This window comes from Paenibacillus kyungheensis (genome assembly GCF_028606985.1).
Lineage (GTDB): Bacteria > Bacillota > Bacilli > Paenibacillales > Paenibacillaceae > Saccharibacillus > Saccharibacillus kyungheensis.
Genome location: NZ_CP117416.1, coordinates 3,513,374 through 3,534,791 on the forward strand (window position 1 = coordinate 3,513,374; position 21,418 = coordinate 3,534,791).

Annotated in this window: 15 protein-coding genes and 1 other annotated feature; of the genes, 4 read left to right on the forward strand and 11 right to left on the reverse strand. The window is 39.6% G+C overall.

Translation table 11 applies throughout. The features are described 5' to 3' along the window. Positions 1 to 59: 59 nt before the first annotated feature. The gene (locus PQ456_RS15055; protein ID WP_273613026.1) at positions 60 to 2,030 is read right to left on the reverse strand and encodes a sensor domain-containing diguanylate cyclase; all 1,971 of its coding nucleotides are present in this window, start codon (positions 2,028 to 2,030) and stop codon (positions 60 to 62) included. Between the two features lie 401 nt (positions 2,031 to 2,431). Here PQ456_RS15055 and rpsD point away from each other — a divergent pair, with 401 nt between their 5' ends. After that, positions 2,432 to 3,031 carry a 30S ribosomal protein S4 gene (gene rpsD, locus PQ456_RS15060; protein ID WP_204823349.1) on the forward strand — a complete coding sequence of 200 codons (600 nt, stop codon included), beginning with the start codon at positions 2,432 to 2,434 and terminating at the stop codon, positions 3,029 to 3,031. 153 nt (positions 3,032 to 3,184) lie between these two features. On the opposite strand, the gene PQ456_RS15065 is transcribed toward rpsD, so the two are convergent. Next, the gene (locus PQ456_RS15065) at positions 3,185 to 5,242 is read right to left on the reverse strand and encodes a methyl-accepting chemotaxis protein (RefSeq protein WP_273613027.1); all 2,058 of its coding nucleotides are present in this window, start codon (positions 5,240 to 5,242) and stop codon (positions 3,185 to 3,187) included. A gap of 225 nt (positions 5,243 to 5,467) precedes the next feature. Beyond that, on the reverse strand, positions 5,468 to 6,721 hold the full coding sequence (tyrS, locus tag PQ456_RS15070; protein WP_273613028.1) for a tyrosine--tRNA ligase: 1,254 nt from the start codon (positions 6,719 to 6,721) through the stop codon (positions 5,468 to 5,470). A gap of 93 nt (positions 6,722 to 6,814) precedes the next feature. Continuing rightward, positions 6,815 to 7,076: a binding site (T-box leader), on the reverse strand. 173 nt (positions 7,077 to 7,249) lie between these two features. On the opposite strand from tyrS, the gene PQ456_RS15075 reads away from it, so the two are divergent. After that, positions 7,250 to 10,396: a penicillin-binding protein 1A gene (locus PQ456_RS15075; protein WP_273613029.1), complete on the forward strand. Its 3,147-nt coding sequence runs from the start codon at positions 7,250 to 7,252 to the stop codon at positions 10,394 to 10,396. Between the two features lie 214 nt (positions 10,397 to 10,610). Here PQ456_RS15075 and ccpA read toward each other — a convergent pair whose 3' ends face one another. Together ccpA and ytxJ are read right to left on the reverse strand one after the other, a co-directional pair. After that, on the reverse strand, positions 10,611 to 11,618 hold the full coding sequence (gene ccpA / locus PQ456_RS15080) for a catabolite control protein A (RefSeq protein ID WP_069329015.1): 1,008 nt from the start codon (positions 11,616 to 11,618) through the stop codon (positions 10,611 to 10,613). A 114-nt stretch (positions 11,619 to 11,732) separates the two neighbouring features. Beyond that, positions 11,733 to 12,074 carry a bacillithiol system redox-active protein YtxJ gene (ytxJ, locus tag PQ456_RS15085; RefSeq protein WP_273613030.1) on the reverse strand — a complete coding sequence of 114 codons (342 nt, stop codon included), beginning with the start codon at positions 12,072 to 12,074 and terminating at the stop codon, positions 11,733 to 11,735. A 301-nt stretch (positions 12,075 to 12,375) separates the two neighbouring features. On the opposite strand from ytxJ, the gene PQ456_RS15090 reads away from it, so the two are divergent. Beyond that, entirely contained in the window at positions 12,376 to 12,903 is a 528-nt protein-coding gene (locus PQ456_RS15090) for a type 1 glutamine amidotransferase domain-containing protein (RefSeq protein ID WP_273613031.1), read from the forward strand. Between the two features lie 145 nt (positions 12,904 to 13,048). Here PQ456_RS15090 and ptsP read toward each other — a convergent pair whose 3' ends face one another. From ptsP to aroA, 4 genes are all read right to left on the reverse strand, one after another. Continuing rightward, on the reverse strand, positions 13,049 to 14,806 hold the full coding sequence (ptsP, locus tag PQ456_RS15095; protein ID WP_273613032.1) for a phosphoenolpyruvate--protein phosphotransferase: 1,758 nt from the start codon (positions 14,804 to 14,806) through the stop codon (positions 13,049 to 13,051). Between the two features lie 2 nt (positions 14,807 to 14,808). Further along, positions 14,809 to 16,683, reverse strand: coding sequence for a glucose PTS transporter subunit IIA (locus PQ456_RS15100; RefSeq protein ID WP_273613033.1), 1,875 nt, complete (start codon positions 16,681 to 16,683; stop codon positions 14,809 to 14,811). Positions 16,684 to 16,946: 263 nt separating this feature from the next. Beyond that, positions 16,947 to 17,378 (reverse strand): CoA-binding protein, encoded by a 432-nt coding sequence (locus tag PQ456_RS15105; protein ID WP_273613034.1) that lies wholly within the window; start codon positions 17,376 to 17,378, stop codon positions 16,947 to 16,949. 75 nt (positions 17,379 to 17,453) lie between these two features. After that, positions 17,454 to 18,749, reverse strand: a complete 1,296-nt coding sequence (aroA, locus tag PQ456_RS15110) for a 3-phosphoshikimate 1-carboxyvinyltransferase (protein ID WP_273613035.1) — start codon at positions 18,747 to 18,749, stop codon at positions 17,454 to 17,456. A 166-nt stretch (positions 18,750 to 18,915) separates the two neighbouring features. On the opposite strand from aroA, the gene PQ456_RS15115 reads away from it, so the two are divergent. After that, entirely contained in the window at positions 18,916 to 19,221 is a 306-nt protein-coding gene (locus tag PQ456_RS15115; RefSeq protein ID WP_273613036.1) for a rhodanese-like domain-containing protein, read from the forward strand. Between the two features lie 71 nt (positions 19,222 to 19,292). On the opposite strand, the gene PQ456_RS15120 is transcribed toward PQ456_RS15115, so the two are convergent. Together PQ456_RS15120 and gndA are read right to left on the reverse strand one after the other, a co-directional pair. Continuing rightward, positions 19,293 to 19,826, reverse strand: a complete 534-nt coding sequence (locus PQ456_RS15120; protein ID WP_273613037.1) for a shikimate kinase — start codon at positions 19,824 to 19,826, stop codon at positions 19,293 to 19,295. A gap of 161 nt (positions 19,827 to 19,987) precedes the next feature. Next, positions 19,988 to 21,400 carry an NADP-dependent phosphogluconate dehydrogenase gene (gndA, locus tag PQ456_RS15125; protein WP_204823337.1) on the reverse strand — a complete coding sequence of 471 codons (1,413 nt, stop codon included), beginning with the start codon at positions 21,398 to 21,400 and terminating at the stop codon, positions 19,988 to 19,990. Positions 21,401 to 21,418: the final 18 nt, after the last annotated feature.

The following is a 21,418-nucleotide window of genomic DNA, read 5'->3' on the forward strand; positions in this document are numbered from 1 at the left end:
AAGTAGCTCTAGCATCTATATCGCTTATCGATAATGATCCTATAGAACTACTTCTTATATTATTCTCTTGGACTTTCATCAATACAGACTTGATTACGTCCACTTTTTTTAGCCTGATATAGCGCCATATCTGCACGATAAAATAAAGATTCTACACTTACTTTTTTGTCTTTGCGATCCCAGGCTGCAATTCCGCAAGAAACAGTCACTGTTGGATCTGTTTCCTGTTCGATTTTTTCACGAATCCGTTCAGCGATCACTTCTGTTTTCTCTGCATCAATCTGAGGGAAATAGACCGCTAATTCTTCTCCGCCCCATCGGGCTGCAATATCGTCTTCACGAATAGAAGATTGAATCATTTTACTGACTTGCTTCAAAATCTCATCGCCGATCTGATGACCATACGTATCGTTCACCTGCTTGAATTTATCTATATCGACCATCAATAACGTTCCGCTATCTTCTTTGCTTTGATAGCTGTGGATCTTTTCGTCTAGATAGCGACGTAGATATAACCCTGTGAGCGCGTCACGGCTTGCCATACGTCTTACTTCATCATGTAGGGTTGCATTGGCTACTGCTAGTCCAATGTGCGTTGTAATGACTTGTAATAGCTTAAAATTACCATATGAAAAGTAATGACTGGTACGATGACCTAAAAAGATCGATCCATTAACTTCTCCACCACTCATTAATGGAGAAGCGATCATCGAACAAGAACCTGAAGCATTCATAAATAACGATTCCAGACTAGGATTTTGGCAATAATCAGATAAGATCACAGGCTCTTTGGTTCGATACAGTAATCCGGTATATCCATGATCTTTCCCTACTGACTTGCCTTCCATACTTGGAACATTACCGGTGACCACTTCAAATTGCTCTGTCTCTGGATTCAGATGGAGTACTGCGACGGTCTCTGCTTTGAATACATCAAGTAATTCTTTACCTGCAATATCAAAAATCTCGTTCAATTGCAGACTTTGGTTGAGCCTTCTTGTAATCTCATTGATGAGACGCAGATCTTCGTTGAGCAATTGTGATTGTTCATATAATTTAGCATTTTCAAATGTACGTCCAGCCGCTTCTGCCATAATCCTCATGAGCTCTATATCTTCTTCCTCTAAAGGAGACTCAGACAATAGATGAAATACACCATAGATCGCTTGCTTCCCGATTAGAGGAATCGCTACTTCCATTCGATCAGACCCTTGAGCTTTGGCGTGTATTTCCATAAGTGGTTGCCCTGCTGTAAAAGCACGTACACACATATCTTCTTTTGGATTTTGCAACGATAAAGGCTTTACTCTAGCATTGTTGCTTTTATTATCTTGTGATACTAGCAATTCAAATTCTACCTGTGGATACATCTGATCTACGATAGCAAAAAGCTCATTGATCAAAGCATCGATATCGAATTTGTCGTGCATACGTTGAATCACTTGAAACAAGACAGAGCGACGCTGGGCTTCACGCTCTGCTAGTGTTTTGGAATGTAACATATCCGCTACAAATGTATATTCGAAGCGACGGTAAAATAGACTTTTATAATGCAACACAAGCAATTTAATTTCTTCTGTCAATAATACATCGGAGTCACGATTTAATTGAGCACATCCCATCATCGCAAATTGTTGATGATGACGGCGGGTATAAATAGGAACCATCGTATATCGATAAAGTCCTTCTTCATATTCAATCACATGCTCCTGATTCGTATGAGGAGTTAAGGTTGCTATATCTATCTTTGGTATCAAATGATCACTTGTCTGATCTCCGCCTATATATTTATGCATATGATTTATTAAAAACCAATGTGCATTACCTATCCGCATTTGAGAATGATTTTGTTGTTGCCAATCTTCCAGACTTTCTTGCAACAGTGGTTCAATATGCGGAAAATCTTCAGGATTAATATCCAGATTTTGCAGCCAGAACGTTTCGTCAGCAGTTGATACAACCGGATAGGAGGCATGTCCTTCTTCGGTACGCCAGGCTTGCACCGGATAATTCCATTGATTGTCTGACATATAAAATGCCTCCTTTCACGAATACTAATAAGTGACTAAATTTCTTAACATTAATACACTCATTCTACAATTTTATGCTATGGTTTGCACACAATATTTAATACATAAATAACCCGTAACAAATTTTACACAAACAATATTTACAAACCTATTGACGACAGATCCCTATTTCCTATATAATTTATTATTGATGAAGACTGGATAGACTTTAATTTGGGGTAACGTTGTTTCACCCTCACGCTTTTTGTTGCTAGCAAGACTGCGGCTGAACATTTTTGCTAGTAGTACGCTTCCTATCCGAGCCTACGACAAACAAAACGCGGCAACATGAATCACAGACCCAAAGCCCCGGAATGTTTATATTCAAAATAAAACTTTAATTACGAAGGAGCTTATTATAAATGTCACGTTACACTGGTCCTAAATTTAAATTAAGTCGTCGTCTTGGTATTTCGCTAAGCGGCAATGGTAAAGATTTGAAACGTCCTTTCCCTCCAGGTCAACACGGAGCGAACCAACGTCGTAAAATGAGTAACTATGGTATGCAATTACAAGAAAAACAAAAATTGCGTCACATGTATGGTTTGGGCGAAAAACAATTCCGTACTTTGTTCTCTAAAGCACAAAAAATTCAAGGTATTGCTGGTGAAAACTTCATGTTCTTGCTAGAAAGCCGCTTGGATAACTTGGCTTACCGTATTGGTTTTGCTAACAGCCGCGCTGGAGCACGTCAATTGGTATCCCACGGTCATATCACTGTTAACGGTAAAAAAGTAGATATCGCTTCTTACTCCGTAAAACCAGGTGATGTTATTGGTCTTCGTGAAAGAAGCCGTAGCTTGTCTTCTGTTAAAGAAGCTATCGAAAACCGTTCACACTTGCCTGCTTACATCGAGTACAACGAAAACGCTGTTGAAGGTAAATATATCCGTTTGCCAGAGCGTTCTGAATTGTCTCAAGAAATCGACGAAAAACAAATCGTTGAGTTCTACAACCGTTAAGATTTAAATTCAAAGCTGTCAGAGAATTCTCTGACAGCTTTTTTTATTTGGTTATTGAGCACAACACCAAAAAACCGCCAGCATATTGCAGGCGGTTTTTTGGTCTATCCTATCCATTTGAATCTATTTCATCATCATAAAGGGATCATATTATCAAGTACGGAATTTAGAAATAAGTTCATTCAAAGCATCTGATACAGCATCTAAAGATTGTGCGGAAGCTTGTAACTGCTGTAAAGATTGTGACTGTTGTGTAGAACGTTCTGTTGCACTTGCTGCACGCACTGCTGATGATTTAGCAATATCCGCCAGGTTGTTCAAAGACGCTGTCACTTCTTCTGCGCCAGCTGACATTTGTTCAGATGCAGATGATACTTCTTGAATCTCACCAGCTACACTTTCAATATCTCCACTAATAGAAGCAAACATCTGCTTCGTATCTTCTAACATGATGATACCGTCGGTAACCTGTGTTGATCCATCTTTCATCCCATTTACTACAGCAGACGTTTCTGCTTGCATAGAGACGATCTGTTCAGTAATCAATCTAGCCGAATCTCCAACGTTATTCGCTAGATTACTGATCTCAGACGCAACTACAGCGAATCCGCGACCTGCTTCTCCTGCTCGTGCTGCTTCAATAGAAGCATTCAGAGCAAGCAATGTCGTCTGTTTGTTAATCGATTGAATCATATCTATAATGCTACTGATCTGTTGAGAACGTTCATTTAGTGAAGCCGCCATACGTCCTGCTTCATCCATGACTTCTTTAGCTCTATCGATTTGCTGAACTGCTTTGTTCAGATGCTGGTTACCCTGCTCTGCTTTTTGCTCAATAATAACTGTAGCTTCCGATACTTCTTGTACCGATTCTGCGATCCGTTGTACACCAATCGCCATTTCTTCCATTGCTACTGTACTTTCATCAGCAGCTTTTAATTGTAATTCGGCACCACTTTCCATTTGTTGCAACTCTTTGACATTATGACCTGCATCTGTGGCGGCCATCGTTGAATCTTGAGCAATCTCTGTAGCTGCATTTTGAATCATAGTCGATTGTTGATTCAGATGATTCATAATGCCACTGGTAGACTCTAGCACTTTGTTAAACTCATTAGCCATCTGACCAAATTCATCGGCTCTTTGATTAGACAATCGTGCAGAATAATCGCCTACAGCCATTTTACGGCTGACTTCGACTACTTTACGCGTTTCTCGAATCATCCCTATATTATTCCACAAAATCGCGGCACTAATAATGATGATACCGATTGCGCCTACAATAATTAGAATATGTAGCAATTCTTGAGTAGGCTGTTGAATTTCAGAATCAGGTAATACTACAGCAATTTTCCAACCTGTTTCTTGCACAGTCATATAGAAAACAGTATTTAATTCTCCCTGAATATTCACTACTGTACGACCTGTTTGATTTTTGTTAATCAGGTTAGCTACTGTATCCATACCCTCTATTTTTTCATCTTTCAAAGGCATATCCGCTACAATCTCAGGTCTACCACTTGCTAGTACTTCGCCTTTACCGCTGACCAATATAGCACGACCGGCTGTACCTATTTTCAGATTGTTTACATAATCTCGAATATTATTCATACTGATATCTGCCAAAGCGACACCAAGCACTTGACCATCATTATTACGAATCGTTTTACCTGCTGTAATCATTTTGATTTTACTAACCGAATCGGTAAATGGTTCTGTATAATAGATTTTATCAAAGTTATTAAGAGTTGCAGTGTAATAAGGTTGTGTTAAATAATCATAAGCGGGATCATCATATTCTGTTGTAGTTGTAATTTTGTCTCCATCTCGGATTGCATAAGCAGACCGATATTTAACACCTTGTTCATACTGATTTTCTGCGAAGAAAATACCTACCCCGTACGTAAATGGACTTAACATTTGCCAGCGTTCTGTCAGTTTAAAATAATCGGCAATATCTAGATTATTTCCCAATTCTCCTGTAGCTGCTGCAAGTGATGATACAATCATTGAATTTTGTTTTAATTGACTGTTTAAGCTCTCATTCAGTCCTATTAATGTGTTATTAGCATTGGTATTGATTTCTGTATTAAGCTTCTCCTTTGCAAATTGGTACGATAACACACTAATGCCTACAAGAGCGATAATAACAATCGGAAGTAATGTTAATAATGTGCGAGCCTGGATACTTTTAAACTTGAATCTACGCAATGTAATTACCTATCCTCTCTTTATCTATAATAAAATCCACATTCTACTTATATCGACAAATTGATACATAAAATTAATAGTTTCACTTTGAGATATTGGATAAACAACTGACTATTTTGTCACTGTTTATCCTGTTACCTGTAATGAACACAAAAAACCTTTAGCATTACCGAAGTAATACCAAAGGTTGAAATGTATTTGTATTGAATTTGGATTTAATTTTGATTAAGCTTTTTTGATTTTGGCAAATTTACGTTTACCTACTTGTACGATATCTCCATCAGACAGTTCGATACTTGCATTCACATCATCATGTTTTTGCTCGTTAATTTTGAGAGCACCTTGTTGAATACTGCGTCTAGCTTCACTGGTAGATGTTGCAAATCCCAAAGTCATGACCAATTTAATAAGACCGATTTGTCCATTTTCCAAAAGATTTTCATCAATGACTACCTCTTGAATATCATCAGGTAATGCACGCTGTTGGAATACAGTCACAAAATGATTTTTCGCAGCCACTCCTGCTTCTTCATTATGGAACATACGTACATAATTTTGAGCTAGATTCATTTTGGCATCACGTGGATGGATAGAACCATCTGCAAGTCCTGCTTTGAGCTTAGCCAGATCTTCATTTGAAATATCTGTTGTTAACTCGTAGTACTTGAGCATCAATTCATCAGGTACACTCATGGATTTACCAAAAATTTCGTTCGGCTCTTCGTTAATCCCGATGTAGTTACCCAGACTTTTACTCATTTTCTGAACGCCATCTAATCCTTCAATAATCGGTAAAGTGATCGCTACTTGAGTTGCTTTACCGTATTCCTTTTGCAGTGTACGTCCCATCAATAAGTTAAACTTCTGGTCTGTACCACCAATTTCGATATCACTTTCAAGTGCTACAGAATCCATCCCTTGCATCAACGGGTAGAAAAATTCGTGAATACTGATAGGCTGCCCACCCTGGTAGCGCTTTGTAAAATCATCCCGTTCTAACATGCGTGCTACTGTAACTTTGGCAGCTAGATTGACTACATCTGCAAAATTCATCGGGCTTAGCCATTCGGAGTTAAAGTATACTTTCATTTTGCTAGGATCAAGAATCTTTGTGATCTGCTCTTTGTATGTCTCTGCATTATGTTTAACTTGTTCTTCGGTTAATTGCTTACGTGTCTCTGATTTACCTGTTGGATCACCTATTCTTCCGGTAAAGTCACCGATAATCAATTGAACATGATGTCCTAATTCTTGAAATTGACGTAACTTCTGCAAAACAACAGTATGTCCAATATGAATATCAGGTGCAGATGGATCAAGACCTAATTTGACCGTTAATGGCTTACCTGTTGCTACTGATTTGATAACTTTTTGACGCAGTGCATCTTCAGGAATAATCTCTGCTGTTCCTCGCTCGATTACACTTAATTGTTTTTCTACTTCTGCTTGTTGTGCTGGTGTTAGTTCTTCCCATTTCATGATCTATTCGCTCCCTATCACATCATTATACGGATGACTTCCGTTAGAGTGCCTGCTTGAAAATGAGCACCAAAAAAGACCTACCCATCCCCATAAAGGGACGAGCAGGCCTCGCGTTACCACCCTAATTAGAAGACTGATCTCATACTTATAACATCATAAGATATAGTCAGCTTCTCACTTCATTATATATAACGGAATCTTCATCCCGGCTTGATATTATAGATACATTCATTAATATCAAACGACTCCAGACCTGTAATTCAAAGGAAGTCCGCTTGCCGATTTGCACCAACCATCGGTTCTCTGAGAACGGTAATCTTCACTTCTACTGGGTGTCTTTCTTCGTCTTTGTGTTATGTAATTGTAGATTGCTTCAACGTATCACTTTTATAACATACCTTTTGCAAACAAGTCAATGCTTGTTCACATCCGACTTTGTGCCCATCCTACTTTTATCGTTCAGAAGAAACTGATTATAGCGTAATTTTTATGCTATAATAGTGGCTGGTAAAAGGGGGAAGTTACATGGCTGAAAAGAAGGACAAGCGTCCAACAAATAATTCCGCTAGCAAGCACTCTGGATTCCGCAAATTACTCACTGTGTTCAAATGGGTAGTTATTGCTGGTTTTGCTATTTGCCTGTTCGGTGGAGGTATTTTGATGGGCTACGTTTCTTCGATTGTAAAAGACGAACCTGTGCGTTCGCGTGAAGAAATAGTCAAAAAGATCAATGAAAATGCAGTGACCGGCTTTGCTTATTTTAATGACGGTTCCCCGATTGGACAACTTCGTACAGAAGAAGATCGTCGATTGGTGACTTATGAACAGATTCCTCAACCTGTCATCGACGCCATTATTTCCATAGAAGATAATCATTTTTATGAACATAAAGGTGTAGATATGAATGGTACGCTGCGCGCTGTCAAACAGCGGGTACTGAATGAATCCGTCCAAACCGGAGGGAGTACGCTTACACAGCAATTGTCGAGACGGGTATTTTTGAACTTGGACAAAACAGATGATCGCAAAATTAAAGAAATGTTGCTTTCTCTTCGTATCGAACGCTTTATGACCAAAAACGAAATTTTGACTGCCTACTTGAACAAAATGCCTTTCGGTAAAGGTTCAAGCGGATACAATATTTTTGGAATCAAAGCAGCAGCCAAAGGGATTTTTGCTCTAAATGATTTGAGTAAAATCAATATTGCTGAAGCCGCTTATATTGCAGGGCTACCTCAATTACCAACAGCTTATTCTGCTTTTGATAGCAACGGTAAATTCAATGAAAAAGGATTTAAACGTGCTGTAGGCAGGCAACAACTGGTTCTTGAACGTATGAAAGAGTTAGGTAAGATTACAGCGAGTGAATACAATGAAGCGATTAATTTCGATCTCAAAAGTGCACTGGCTAAACCAACCGCCAAAGCGTATTCTCAATATCCTTATCTTATGATGGAAATTGAACGACAAGGCGCACAAACAATTGTAAAAATGGAAAATCCAGATTTGGATATGTCTACTTTATCTTCAGAAGAACGCAATCAATTGTTTGAAGATGCTCGTCAAAAATTGTTAACTGGTGGTTATCGTGTATATACGACGATTAACAAAACGGTCTATAACACGATGCATGAAGTAGCAGAAGACAGCAGCAACTTCTCGCCTGATAGCAATACTAAAGGTAAAGAACAAACAGCCGCTATGATGATCAATCACAAAACTGGCGCTATTCTCGGTATGATTGAAGGTCGTAGCTTCCAAGAAGAACAAATGAATTATGCTACCCAGATGACACGTCAGCCTGGTTCTACAATGAAGCCAATCGCTGCTTATCTGCCTGCGCTCGATGCAGGTCTGGTACAACCGGCAAGTATTGTAGATGATGCTCCGATTATTTTGAAAGATGGGGGCAAAGGATATCACATCCCTGCGAATGCAAATGGACGTTATCAAGGTCTAGTGACGGCTCGTACTGCTCTTGATGAATCGTTAAATGTCCCTGCTCTCAAACTATTTAATCAAAAAGTAGGTATTGATAAAGCTTGGACATTTGCTAAAAAATTAGGCATTACGACGATTCAGGATACCGATTACTCTGCACAAACAGGAGTACTCGGCGGTCTTAAATATGGAGTGACTGTCGAAGAATTAACCAATGCGTATGGATCTATTCCGAATCAAGGGATATTCAATGATGCTTATATGATCGACAAAATTGTTGATCCTTATAACAAAATTGTCTACAAACACAAAGCTGATCCACAACGAGTCTTTTCCAAACAAACAGCTTATCTAATGACAGATATGCTTCGTACTGTTATTACAGATTCACGTGGTACAGGTAGAACGATGCAGACGTTATTTAATAAATACGGCAAAATACCAATCGTCGGTAAAACGGGTTCCACTCAGAACTATGCCGATGTCTGGTTTATGGGCTTTACGCCAGATGTAACGCTCGGGGTATGGGCAGGTTATCGTGAACCAGTGAACACCCTATCCGAGGATGGAAAAAAACGTGCTCGTACTTTATGGGCAACGATTATGAACAAAGTGACCGATAGTGATCCTGAATTGTTCAAAACAGACGCATTTACCAAACCAGACGGCATTGTAACGCAAACAGTCTCTGGATTCAGCGGTAAATTACCAACGTCTGCTACACGGCAATCTGGTAACCTTGTCACTGATATTTTCAATGCTAAGTATGTACCTAAAGACTTTGATGACGGTGTAGCTTATGCGAAATACATTACGTACAATGGTGTAAATTATATTCCACAAGATGGCACACCAGATGATATGGTGAATCAACGTACTGTAGTTAAACGTGAAATGCCGATCTCTGAATTGATCAAAGATCTGCAACATGCATTAGCTAATATGTCAGGGCCTAAATATGCACTATGGCGTTATCTACCTGAAGATGCAGGCGCAGATGCTCCAACACGTATTGATCCAAGACAAGATGATGGTGGCTCACCTAATCCGCCTAGCAATGTACGCTTATCTACTAGCGGTAGTGATGCTCGTATTACATTTAACTCTGGCGGTTCTGGTGATGTAGTCGGTTATCGTCTATATCGTTCAGCCGGCGATGGTTCGTATCAATATCAGAAATCAGCACAATTAGGCAGCAGTCAATTCAATTCATTTGTCTCTGCTAATGGCAATTTCTCTTTCTATGTTACTGCTGTCGATGTAGGTGGACATGAATCTAGTCCAAGTAATACTGTTGATTACAGTGCTGCTCCTGTGCCTGTAGAAGAGCCAGATGAAGGCACTTTATTACCAGATGGAACGACTGAAGAACCTTCAACAGATGGTACATCACCAGCTGAAGGTAACGCTACTGACCCTGCTACGACTACAGAAGAAGCTGCTCCTGCTAAAGCAAAAGTAGCTCCTTCTGCTCCATCTTCACTTAGCGCTAAAGGTGCAGGTAAAAGTGCAGTCGTGATCTCGTGGGGCGCTCCATCTCAGTCTGCAAGTAATTACAAAGTATACTTTAGCAAAACAAGTGGGGGTCCTTACAATCTAGCCGGATCTACACCAGATACAAAGTTCCAATATAATTCCAGTCGCAAAATTGATGGTTGGTTTTATGTAGTAGCGGTCAATGAGAGTGGTTCATCCCCACCATCATCGCCAATACAATATAAAGGTAAGTAAAAATACTGATATACTAAACAGCGAATACCGATTGAATATAATCGATATTCGCTGTTTTTTCTGTTTGTTTATAGATAAAAAGTGATAAACATTGATTTGAATTCAATCGTAACGCTCGCCTACTATACCTATAAAGCACAACAAAAAAAAGCATCTTTCCTTTGCAGGAGAAGATGCTTTTATCTATATTCATAGTTATTAATGATATGAACTATTAGTTCAATTGATTTACAGAAAGACGTAGAATCGTTTCGTGTGGCAAAATAACACGTGTATTCTCAACGTTTTCTTTTTTCATCAATTTCGTTAATAGACGCATAGCTACAGCACCCAGATCATACATCGGTTGCGCTACGGTTGTAAGCTGTGGACGAACCATAGAAGCAAGACGAATATTATCTACAGAAATAATAGAGAAGTCGTCCGGTACTTTCAAACCTTCGTCTTGAATACTGTGAATCGCACCAATAGCCATTTCATCGGTTGCTGCAAAAATAGCAGTTGGACGTTTTTTGAGACCGATAAAATATTTCATAGCTTCTACGCCAGATTCATAACGATAGTTACCGATACGTACCCAGTCTTCTTTGTATTCAATATTGGCTGCTTCTAAAGCTTTTTTGTATCCTTGAAAACGGGAGTATCCATTTGCAGGATCTTGTAATGTACCACTGATCATTGCAATCTCACGGTGTCCATGACGAATCAATGTGTTTACAGCATCAAAAGCTGCTGCTTCATGATCGATATCTACTGATGGAATCAATCCATTTTCATCACGAGTTGCACATAATACGATCGGTACAGCTGAAGATTGAAATGCTTGTAAATGATCTTCTGTTACTGTTCCGCCCATAAATAATAGACCATCTACTTGCTTTTCTAACAATGTGTTTACCACACGAATTTCTTTTTCTTTTTTCTTATCTGCATTACAAAGGATAATATTGTAATGATACATATTCGCAATATCTTCGATACCGCGGGCAATTTCTGCAAAAATAGAATTTGAAATATCAGGAATAACAACGCCTACAGTGGTGGTTTTCTTACTTGCCAATCCACGTGCTACTGCGTTAGGACGATATCCTAGACGTTCTATTGCTTCATAAACTTTTTTGCGTGTTTGTGGTTTTACGTTCGGATTATTATTCACTACACGAGATACTGTAGCCATAGATACTCCAGCTTCGCGTGCTACATCATAAATGGTTACTGTCACGGTCCTTCTCTCCATTACCAATAAATTTTCTTCATGTTTTCAAGAATTTGCTTCGTTTTTCATTTAGATTCATGATACGCTAAAATAGTATGACTTGCAATCATTGTTATGATGTTAAGATAGCGCTTCACGTAGCGAACTTACTGTAATCTTCGAGTGTGAAGTGTTCCAGACAGGCTCACCATTTTTAACTAAAATCACTTGTGGTGATTCATGTTTGACTTGCAAATGTTCTGCTACTGCATTCGATACATCGCGATTTTCCACTACATAGACCAATCCATAATCGACATCTTCACTTGGATTGCTTTCCAAATACGATTTAAATTCACTATAAGCGCCAGCGCTAATCGGACAACGAGTACTATGTTTAAATACAAGCAGTGGTTTTTGTGTTGTATGATTCAAAGCTTCTTGTAACTGATCGGTTGTAGTCATCTGAGTTACACTTGCCATTATGCACACATCCCCTTTTGCTATTAATTAATGTAAGAACGTTTTCATGAATAACTATCATAAGTATCTTAACAAATAACAGTGTAAAAATCCATTTTTTTGTCATTGTTACCGTTTTTTCAGCCGAATTTAGATGAATGTAATTTTCATAATGTTTTCTTTTCATTCTTCTGAGTCTTTTTTTTCATGATCATGGATTTTGATCCTTATCGTTTATTTTGATACAATGAACCTCAATAATGGGATTGATCGGTTCATATCGATCGCTATCATAGAATATAACTCTGAAAGGAATGATGATATGAGATTAGCAGGTAAAAAAGTCATTGCTTTAGTAGATGAGGAATTTGAAGACTTGGAACTATGGGTTCCTGTGTATCGAGTACGTGAAGAAGGTGCTGAAGTTCATCTAGCTGGTGCGGATCGCGGTAAAAAGTATATTGGTAAATATGGAGTACCTGCTGAAGCAGAATATAGCTTTGACGAATTAGACAGTGCTGATTATGATGGTATTTTGGTTCCTGGAGGTTGGGCACCAGATAAATTACGTCGCTATCCTAAAGTATTAGAACTGGTGCGAGAAATGCATGAAGCTCGCAAACCTATCGGTCAAATCTGTCATGCAGGATGGGTATTGATCTCAGCCGGCATTTTAGAAGGCGTTACTGTTACTTCTACACCGGGTATTCGTGATGATATGCAAAATGCAGGTGCTATCTGGAAAGATGAAGCTGTTGTGGTTGATGGACATATTATTTCAGCTCGTCGTCCACCGGATCTTCCTCCATATGGCAAAGCCTTTTGTGATGCGTTAGCTGAAAAAGTGTAACTATTGTATTTGTGGTGATCACCATTTAACAGCATAAGTACAGCAATATTTTAATAGACATAACAGGCTAAATATAAACAAAAAAGACATACCGTTAAAAGGTATGTCTTTTTTTGCTCTAATCTATAGAGTAAGATAAATCATTTTATGAAGTAGATGAAGCAAAAGAAGCATCTGAATCTGTTAATGTATTCATATATTGTTGAATACCTTCTTCGATCGCTTGCGATGTTTTTAATTTCATCCACGATAATGCTTGACTGCTCGCTTGCTTGGAATCAGTATTCAGTATACTCTGTTTAACTCGCAACAATGATTGTGGTGACATACTTAGATGATCGACACCCATCTGTAACCAAAATGGAATAGAACGCTCATCGCCAGCCATTTCTCCGCATACACTCACAGGAATGCCTTCTGCATGAGCTGCTTGAATCGTACTGCGTAACATACGCAACACAGCCGGATGATAAGGATTATACATATGAGCAATATGTTCATTCATACGATCAACAGCCAGTACATATTGCACCAGATCATTAGTGCCGATACTGAAAAAGTCACATTCTTCAGCGAGTAGATCCGCTATCGCAACTGCTGCTGGAATTTCGATCATAATACCAACTTGAATCTCACGATTGTAAGGCAATCCTCGTTGATCCAATTCATCCATCGCTTCATGCAAAATAACATTAGCTTGTTGTACCTCTTCTACAGAAGAGATCATCGGATACATGATTTTGACTGCTCCATAAGCACTTGCACGTAATATCGCAAGAAGCTGTGTTTTGAACATTTCTGTATGTTCCAGACAGATACGAATTGCTCGATAACCGAGAAATGGATTTTCTTCTTCAGGTAAAGGGAAATAATCCAGTTCTTTATCTCCACCAATATCAAGCGTACGAATAACCACTGCCTGTCCTTTGGCTTTCTCTGCCACTAAGCGATACACTTCAAACTGCTCTCGCTCACTTGGAAAAGAATTACGATCCATATACATAAATTCTGTACGGAACAAGCCTACACCTTTGGCTCCATTTTTCAAAGCGATATCCAATTCTTTAATCGAACTAATATTCGCTGAGAGACGCATAGGGATACCGTCTTTGGTAATAGAGTCAACAGTAGACAACATCTCTAGCTGACGCTTACGGCGATCCTGAGCAGTTCTAATCAGCTTATAATGCTCGATCGTTTGTTGATCAGGATGAACAATAATTTTACCATTATCGCCATCAACAATAATCATTTCGCCTGTCTGAATCGGTGGGTCTAATTGACTTTCTAATCCAGAGACAAGCGGAATCCCGATCGCTCGTGCCATAATCGCAGAATGCGATGTTTTCCCGCCTAAAATAGTAGCAATTCCCAGTACATTATGTGGATTCAAATGAACCAATTGCGAAGGCGATAACTCTTTGGCGACCAGAATGTAAGGTTGTGTATCTGTAGGCAAAGTCACCTCAGGTGCACCAAGTAAATGTTTAAGTAGACGGTTACCGACATCTTTAATATCAGCAGCCCGTTCTTTCATATATTCATCATCCAGTAGATCAAACATCGTTACAAAGTGGTTAATCGCTTCTTGTACAGCTACTTCTGCCGCTTTGTATTGGCGTTCGATAATACCGCGAATCTCATTCATAAATTCAGGATCTTCCAAAATAGCTAAATGAGCATCAAAAATACTTGATTCTTCGGGACCTGCGATTTCCTCGAATTCATTTTTCATCAGCTCAATCTCAGTTTTGGATGTACGAATGCCTTCATATAAGCGCTCAAATTCTTGCGCAAGGTCTGTCGGATCAAGACACTGATCCGGTACATCCCATTCCCATGTTGGCAACACAAAAGCTTTTCCTATGGCTACTCCACCAGCAGCTGCGATTCCTTTGATCATGTTTAGTCCCCCCCACCGCTCTTATCATGCAATACTACCGACATTACAGCCCCTTGTCCTTTTTTTACATTTTTAAATGGAGCATAACTCCATGATCGGACACGATCAGGGTTAGTAATAACCATCGGAGTTGCAAGTGACGGTGCGTTTTTTTGCAATGTTTCCAAATCAAACTTAATCAATAATTGCCCGGCTTCGACTACATCGCCAGCAGCTACAACCGCTTCAAAGCAGCCTTTTTGCTGAGAGGTATCAATACCGATATGAAGCAATATTTCGACACCTTCTGATGTACCGATACCGATCGCATGCATCGTAGGATACAAATGCATAATCGTTCCAGCTACAGGCGATACCAGTTCACCACTTTCAGGCAAAAAAGCTACACCTTCACCGACTAACTTACCTGCAAAAATCTGATCAGGCACTTCAGATAGGGCAATCATTTTACCCTGTACAGGTGCACAAAATTGAACATGTGTCAGATCGCGATCCATCAACTTCCGAATTTCTTCACGAATCAATTCCGAATATGTTCCAAATACAATCTGTACATTACCGCCACCTAACTTGATCAATCCTGCTGAACCCAGTGACTTTAACGCACGGCTATCTATAGCACGATCATTAACGACCGTTAATCTCAATCTTGTAATACAAGCTTCTACGCGTACAATATTTTCTTTGCCACCTAATGCTTGTAAAATAAGCGGTGTCTGATACGGAATATTTCCTACCCAATCGCCTAATGTAGAAGCTTCTTCACGACCGGGTGTCGGGATTCGAAAGCGCCGAATCGCAAATCGGAAAATAAAGTAATACGCTAGTCCATAAGCTATTCCAATCGGAATTAACATCCATGCATTGCTAGATAAATGATAATTCAGCACATAGTCGATCGCTCCTGCTGAATACGAAAAGCCATGATGAATATCTAACGCATACGTAATCCACATTGCGAGTCCAGACAATACAATATGAATACCGAATAACCATGGAGAAGCAAATAAAAAGGCAAACTCAATCTGCTCGGATACGCCTGTTAAAAAGCACACTAGAGCAGCACGCATAAATGTTTTACGTACTTTGGGCTTCAAATCTTCGCGCGCTTCTTGGATAATCGCTAATGCCGTTGCTGGCAAAGCGAACATCATCACCGGATATAATCCTGCCATATAAATACCGGCTGTCGGATCGCCACTAAAAAAGCGTGGCAAATCGCCTTGTACGATATCTCCATGGCTTTCATACGAACCGATCTGGAACCATACAATATTATTCAATAAATGATGCAGTCCAAAAGCAGACAAAATACGATATAAGGCTCCATATAAAAAGAGTCCAAACCCGCCCATTGTCGATAATCCCCATGTCAGCCCATTTAATAGGTGCTGTAATATGGGAGCGAACCACAACATGACGTAAGCAAACACAGAAGAGAATAACCCCATAAACAGCAAAACAAAACGCGATCCGCCAAAAAACTGGATCGCTTCGGGAAGACGTACATTTTTGAATCGCCTGTACACTGCCCCGGCAATGATACCCATCATAATTCCAATCAATGTGGAAGGCTGTATCAAATCACTGCTAAAATGCTTGGTCACCTGATCATATAATGCCATTCCGGCAAAAGCGGCAAGCCCTGCGGTGCCTGCTTGATTAGCAAGCCCTAACGCAACACCTATCGCAAAAATAAACGGTAAATAATGAAAAATACTTTGACCTGCTATTGTAGCTACCTCAGAGACGACAGGTAAGCCCCATGCTCCCCATGGAAGCCCTCCTACACTGAGCAAAATAGCCGCTGCCGGAAGTACCATGGTAGGAAGCATAATAGCTCTTCCGAACTGTTGCAGGGAACCTAGCCAATTCAACGCGCCCTCCCCCTTCCTATACCTGATGGTACGCTGTAGGCCATGTTTTGTCAAAGCGGCTCTATATGATAAGAATGTCATGATTTCCTCATTTTCATATATAACATACACCTATTTTAGAATCTATTCTATACCTATTCGGCAAAACACAATGAAATGACAAAAAAATATAGAAAAGCCTGATCAGATATCCTACAGACTTTTCTATATTTTTATGAATTACCTATCCTGTACAGGATAGGATCCGATATATTGTTCTAAATTTATACTCTTACAGGGCGCACAATCGCTTCTTCTACTTTAATACAACGATCCATAATCATATCAATACCCTGTTCTTCTGCGATCTGTGCTGCTTCATTATTAACTACACCTAATTGCAACCAGATCGTTTTGGCACCCACATCTACTGCTTCTCTAGCAATATCTGCACAATATTCACTACGACGGAATACATTGACCATATCAATCGGTTCAGGAACATCTTTAAGACTGGCATAACACGTTTCGCCTAGAATCTTCTGACCTGCTGCTTGTGGATTAACAGGAATAATACGATATCCCCGATTTTGCATCGCTGCGGATACCATATACGATGTACGATCCATTTTGTCAGAAAGTCCTACTACTGCAATATTGCCTACGTTTTCCAAAATCGTTTTGATTTCTTCTCGTGAAGGATTGGTAAAAGCCATCTTGATCTTCCTCCTTGATGTGTATTTGATCATGAAAAGTGGATGAGTCTATTCAGCTATATATGAATGCTTATATTAACCTTGTACCCATTCTATATTAGCCCCAAGCGCCTGAATATGATCAAAGTACTGTGGATATGACTTCGCTACATGATGAGCATCACGAATAACAATTGGTTGCTTCGCACGTAAGCCAACAATAGACAGCGCCATAATGACACGATGATCGTAATGAGCATCGATCGTTACACCGCCTTCTACTCCTTCAGGACGACCATGTACGATAATCTCTGCTTGACGTTCTTCTACATTAGCTCCTGCTTTGCGAAGCTCTGTCAAATAATCAGTAATCCGGTCACATTCTTTATAACGTAAATTTTCTACATTATAGAAACGTGATGTTCCTTCTGCAAATACAGCCGCGGCTACCATCGCAAGGACAGCATCTGTAGCAGCATCTCCATCAAATTCGACCGCTTGGAGTTGACCTGTTCCTTTGACATGGACAATATCATTTTCATGCGTTAACGGAACTTGCATCATTTGCAATACATCAACTACTGCTTTTTCGCCTTGCTTACTTTCTACAGGTAGACGGTGAATAATAACATCAGACTTTGTCACAGCCGCTGCTGCAAGTACAGCCGCTGACCCAGGATAATCTCCTTGTACAGTATAAGATTGAGCTACATATTTTTGACGACCAGGTACTTTATATGTCATGAGGTCTTCACTAGCTTCAATTGTAATACCTGCTTGAGCCAATACTTCAAGTGTCTGACCTACGACTACTTTGGATTTGAGATCATGTAGGACTGTAATTTCACTATCTTCTTCTAATAAAGGAGTCAAAAATAACAGCGCACTCAAATACTGTGAACTTACGCTACCGGATACAGTAATCTTGCCACCACGCGGCTGACCTCCACGAATCGTAATCGGTAATCTTCCGTTCTGATGTTCTACTTCTACACCTAATTGACCTAATGATGTAATCAGATCATCATGTGGACGTTTACCCAGTGAATCAGGATATGTATTCACAAACGTCACTTCAGGGCACAATGCAGCAATAGCCATCAAAAAGCGTAGTACCGCGCCAGCATTTCCTACATTAAGCTCTTTTACATCTACAGGTTTACTACCAAAACCCGTTATCACTATTTTCTCATCATCTTCTTCCAACACAGCGCCTAAATCTCGAATACAACGACGCATAGCATCACTATCTTCACTATGTGCTGGAAAATGAATTGTGCTTGTTCCTTCTGCTAGAGCAGCGACTAACAAATAGCGAGTCGTATAATTTTTAGAAGATAACGCTCCGATTTCTCCTTTGAGTTCAGGGGTAGGGGTAACAATAACATCCATGAGTTCAATCTCCTTTAAATAAAATAATAGTATTTATATAGTGATACAATTGCTTATATGTTTGGTATTTCTTTGCAGTTATCGGCTCACTTCAATTGACAGTCCAGAACACGCTTCGGTATGATAAAGAAGTTAAAACACATTCAGAAATGAGGGTATAACATATATGTCTAATCCTACTCAGATCGACACGGATGAACTGCGCGAACGCATAGCGGCAGGAGAAAAATTGCAATTGATTGATGTACGTGAAGATGAAGAAGTGAACCAGGGTATGATCGATGGTGCCAAACATATTCCTTTGGGTCAAATTCCTGATCGTCTGAATGAAATCGATAAAACGTTACCGACTGTTTTGATTTGTCGTAGTGGATACCGTAGTGAACGTGCTCGCGAATACTTACAACAATTAGGTTACGATCATTGCCTTAATATGTCTGGCGGTATGATTGATTGGGTTGAAAATCAATAATATATAGCTAGATTTTACTCAAAAGACTTGTTGACTTCATGTAACAAGTCTTTTACTTTCGCACCTAAACATTAAAAAGCTTGAACGCGGTAACGTGTTAAAACATGTGAAGCCACTTCATCAGGATTCAAAAGCGATGTATCTACCGTAACATGTGCAAATTGATAAGCATGTTTACGTTGCTCCATAATACTACTTACCCGTTCATACGTATCTCCTGCTAGTAATGGACGGTTATCATCTCCGCCTACTCGCTGTACAATATGATCAATATCCGCAGTCAGACAGACTACAAGCCCTTTCGCGATCATCAGATCACAATTTTCAGCACGTAGTACTGAACCACCACCTGTAGAAACTATCTGCCCTTTTTGCTCTAATACGCTAGCAAGCGTTTGGCTTTCAAGCTCACGAAAATACAATTCTCCTTTGGAAGCGAAAATATCCTGTACACTCATACCTTCTGATTCTGCAATCACTGCATCAATATCAACTAATGGATATTGTAATAAATTAGCTAGTAATGTGCCTACGGTTGTTTTACCTGTGCCCATCATTCCAACCAGTATAATATTGGAATGTACACTATCTTCTGATTGATGCACTATATCTACACCTCTTTCAACAACTATGCTATTCCACCCATCATAGCATAGAGATAAAACATAAGACAATCATTCGTTTTGATGAAAAAAGCGCACTGGCTTTTCCTATATTTATAGGAGTACCAGTGCGCTTTGATATATTTAATATGATAGTCAGCAGACTATTCTTGCATCCATTCGTGATGGAAAGTACCTTCTTTGTCCAAACGTTTGAAAGTATGCGCACCGAAATAATCGCGTTGAGCTTGTAACAAGTTCGCTGGCAATCTTTCTGTACGATAGCTATCAAAATAAGCCAATGCGCTGGAGAATCCAGGAACAGGAATACCATATTTCACAGCGATCGATACTACTTCACGCCATGCATCTTGATATTCTTCAACTACACCTTTGAAGTAATCATCAAGCAATAGGTTTTTCAAGCCAGAATCTTTGTCATACGCATCTTTGATGTTTTGCAAGAAACGTGAACGGATAATACAGCCACCGCGGAAGATCATAGCGATGTTACCATATTTCAAATCCCAACCGTATTCGTCAGAAGCTGCACGCATTTGTGCGAAACCTTGAGCGTAAGATACGATTTTGGAGGCGAACAATGCTCTGCGTACTGCTTCGATAAATTCAGCTTTATCACCTGCAAAAGCATCTGTTTTAGGTCCGTTTAAAATTTTGCTAGCTGCTACACGTTCTTCTTTCATTGCAGACAAGAAACGTGCAAATACAGATTCAGTGATCATAGACAAAGGAACACCTAGATCAAGTGAACTTTGACTTGTCCATTTACCTGTACCTTTTTGACCAGCAGAATCAAGAATCACATCAACCATCGGTTTGCCTGTTTCTTCATCGTATTTAGAGAAGATATCTGCTGTGATCTCGATCAAGTAACTGTCCAACTCGCCTTTGTTCCACTCGCTGAAAATCGATTGCAATTCTTCAGCAGATGTTCCTAGAACAGATGTAAGCAAGTTATATGCTTCACCAATCAACTGCATATCGCCATATTCGATACCGTTATGCACCATTTTTACATAGTGTCCAGCACCGTCTGGTCCGATATATGTACAGCAAGGGTCGCCATCGACTTTAGCCGAAATCGCTGTAAGAATAGGTTCTACTAATTTATAAGCACTTTCTTGTCCACCTGGCATAATAGCAGGTCCTTTAAGTGCGCCTTCTTCACCACCGGATACACCTGTACCGATAAAGCGGAATCCTTGAGCTTCCAAGTCTTTGCTACGACGTTGCGTATCAGGGAAGTAAGCATTACCACCATCAATAATGATGTCGCCTTCAGTTAAGAAAGGAATCAATTGTTCAATTGTAGAATCGGTTGCAGATCCTGCTTGAACCATAATTAGAATTTTGCGTGGAACTTCTAAAGAATTCACGAACTCTTCAATAGAGAATGTTCCTGTTAAATTTTTACCTTTTGCTTCTTCAAGCAAATCGTTCGTTTTTTGCGGAGAACGATTGAATACAGATACTGTGAAGCCTCTGCTTTCAATATTTAAAGCTAAGTTCTTACCCATAACGGCAAGACCGATAACACCAATTTGTTGTTTAGACATTTCTGGTTCTCCATCCTT

Excerpts from the sequence above, each read along its gene's own strand:
- PQ456_RS15105 (WP_273613034.1), bottom strand. The coding sequence starts at position 17,378 with ATGGCTTTTACCAATCCTTCACGAGAAGAAATCAAAACGATTTTGGAA.
- ptsP (WP_273613032.1), bottom strand. The coding sequence starts at position 14,806 with ATGATCAAAGGAATCGCAGCTGCTGGTGGAGTAGCCATAGGAAAAGCT.
- gndA (WP_204823337.1), bottom strand. The coding sequence starts at position 21,400 with ATGTCTAAACAACAAATTGGTGTTATCGGTCTTGCCGTTATGGGTAAG.
- ytxJ (WP_273613030.1), bottom strand. The coding sequence starts at position 12,074 with ATGGCAAGTGTAACTCAGATGACTACAACCGATCAGTTACAAGAAGCT.
- aroA (WP_273613035.1), bottom strand. The coding sequence starts at position 18,749 with ATGGATGTTATTGTTACCCCTACCCCTGAACTCAAAGGAGAAATCGGA.
- PQ456_RS15090 (WP_273613031.1), top strand. The coding sequence starts at position 12,376 with ATGAGATTAGCAGGTAAAAAAGTCATTGCTTTAGTAGATGAGGAATTT.
- tyrS (WP_273613028.1), bottom strand. The coding sequence starts at position 6,721 with ATGAAATGGGAAGAACTAACACCAGCACAACAAGCAGAAGTAGAAAAA.
- PQ456_RS15055 (WP_273613026.1), bottom strand. The coding sequence starts at position 2,030 with ATGTCAGACAATCAATGGAATTATCCGGTGCAAGCCTGGCGTACCGAA.
- PQ456_RS15115 (WP_273613036.1), top strand. The coding sequence starts at position 18,916 with ATGTCTAATCCTACTCAGATCGACACGGATGAACTGCGCGAACGCATA.
- PQ456_RS15075 (WP_273613029.1), top strand. The coding sequence starts at position 7,250 with ATGGCTGAAAAGAAGGACAAGCGTCCAACAAATAATTCCGCTAGCAAG.
- rpsD (WP_204823349.1), top strand. The coding sequence starts at position 2,432 with ATGTCACGTTACACTGGTCCTAAATTTAAATTAAGTCGTCGTCTTGGT.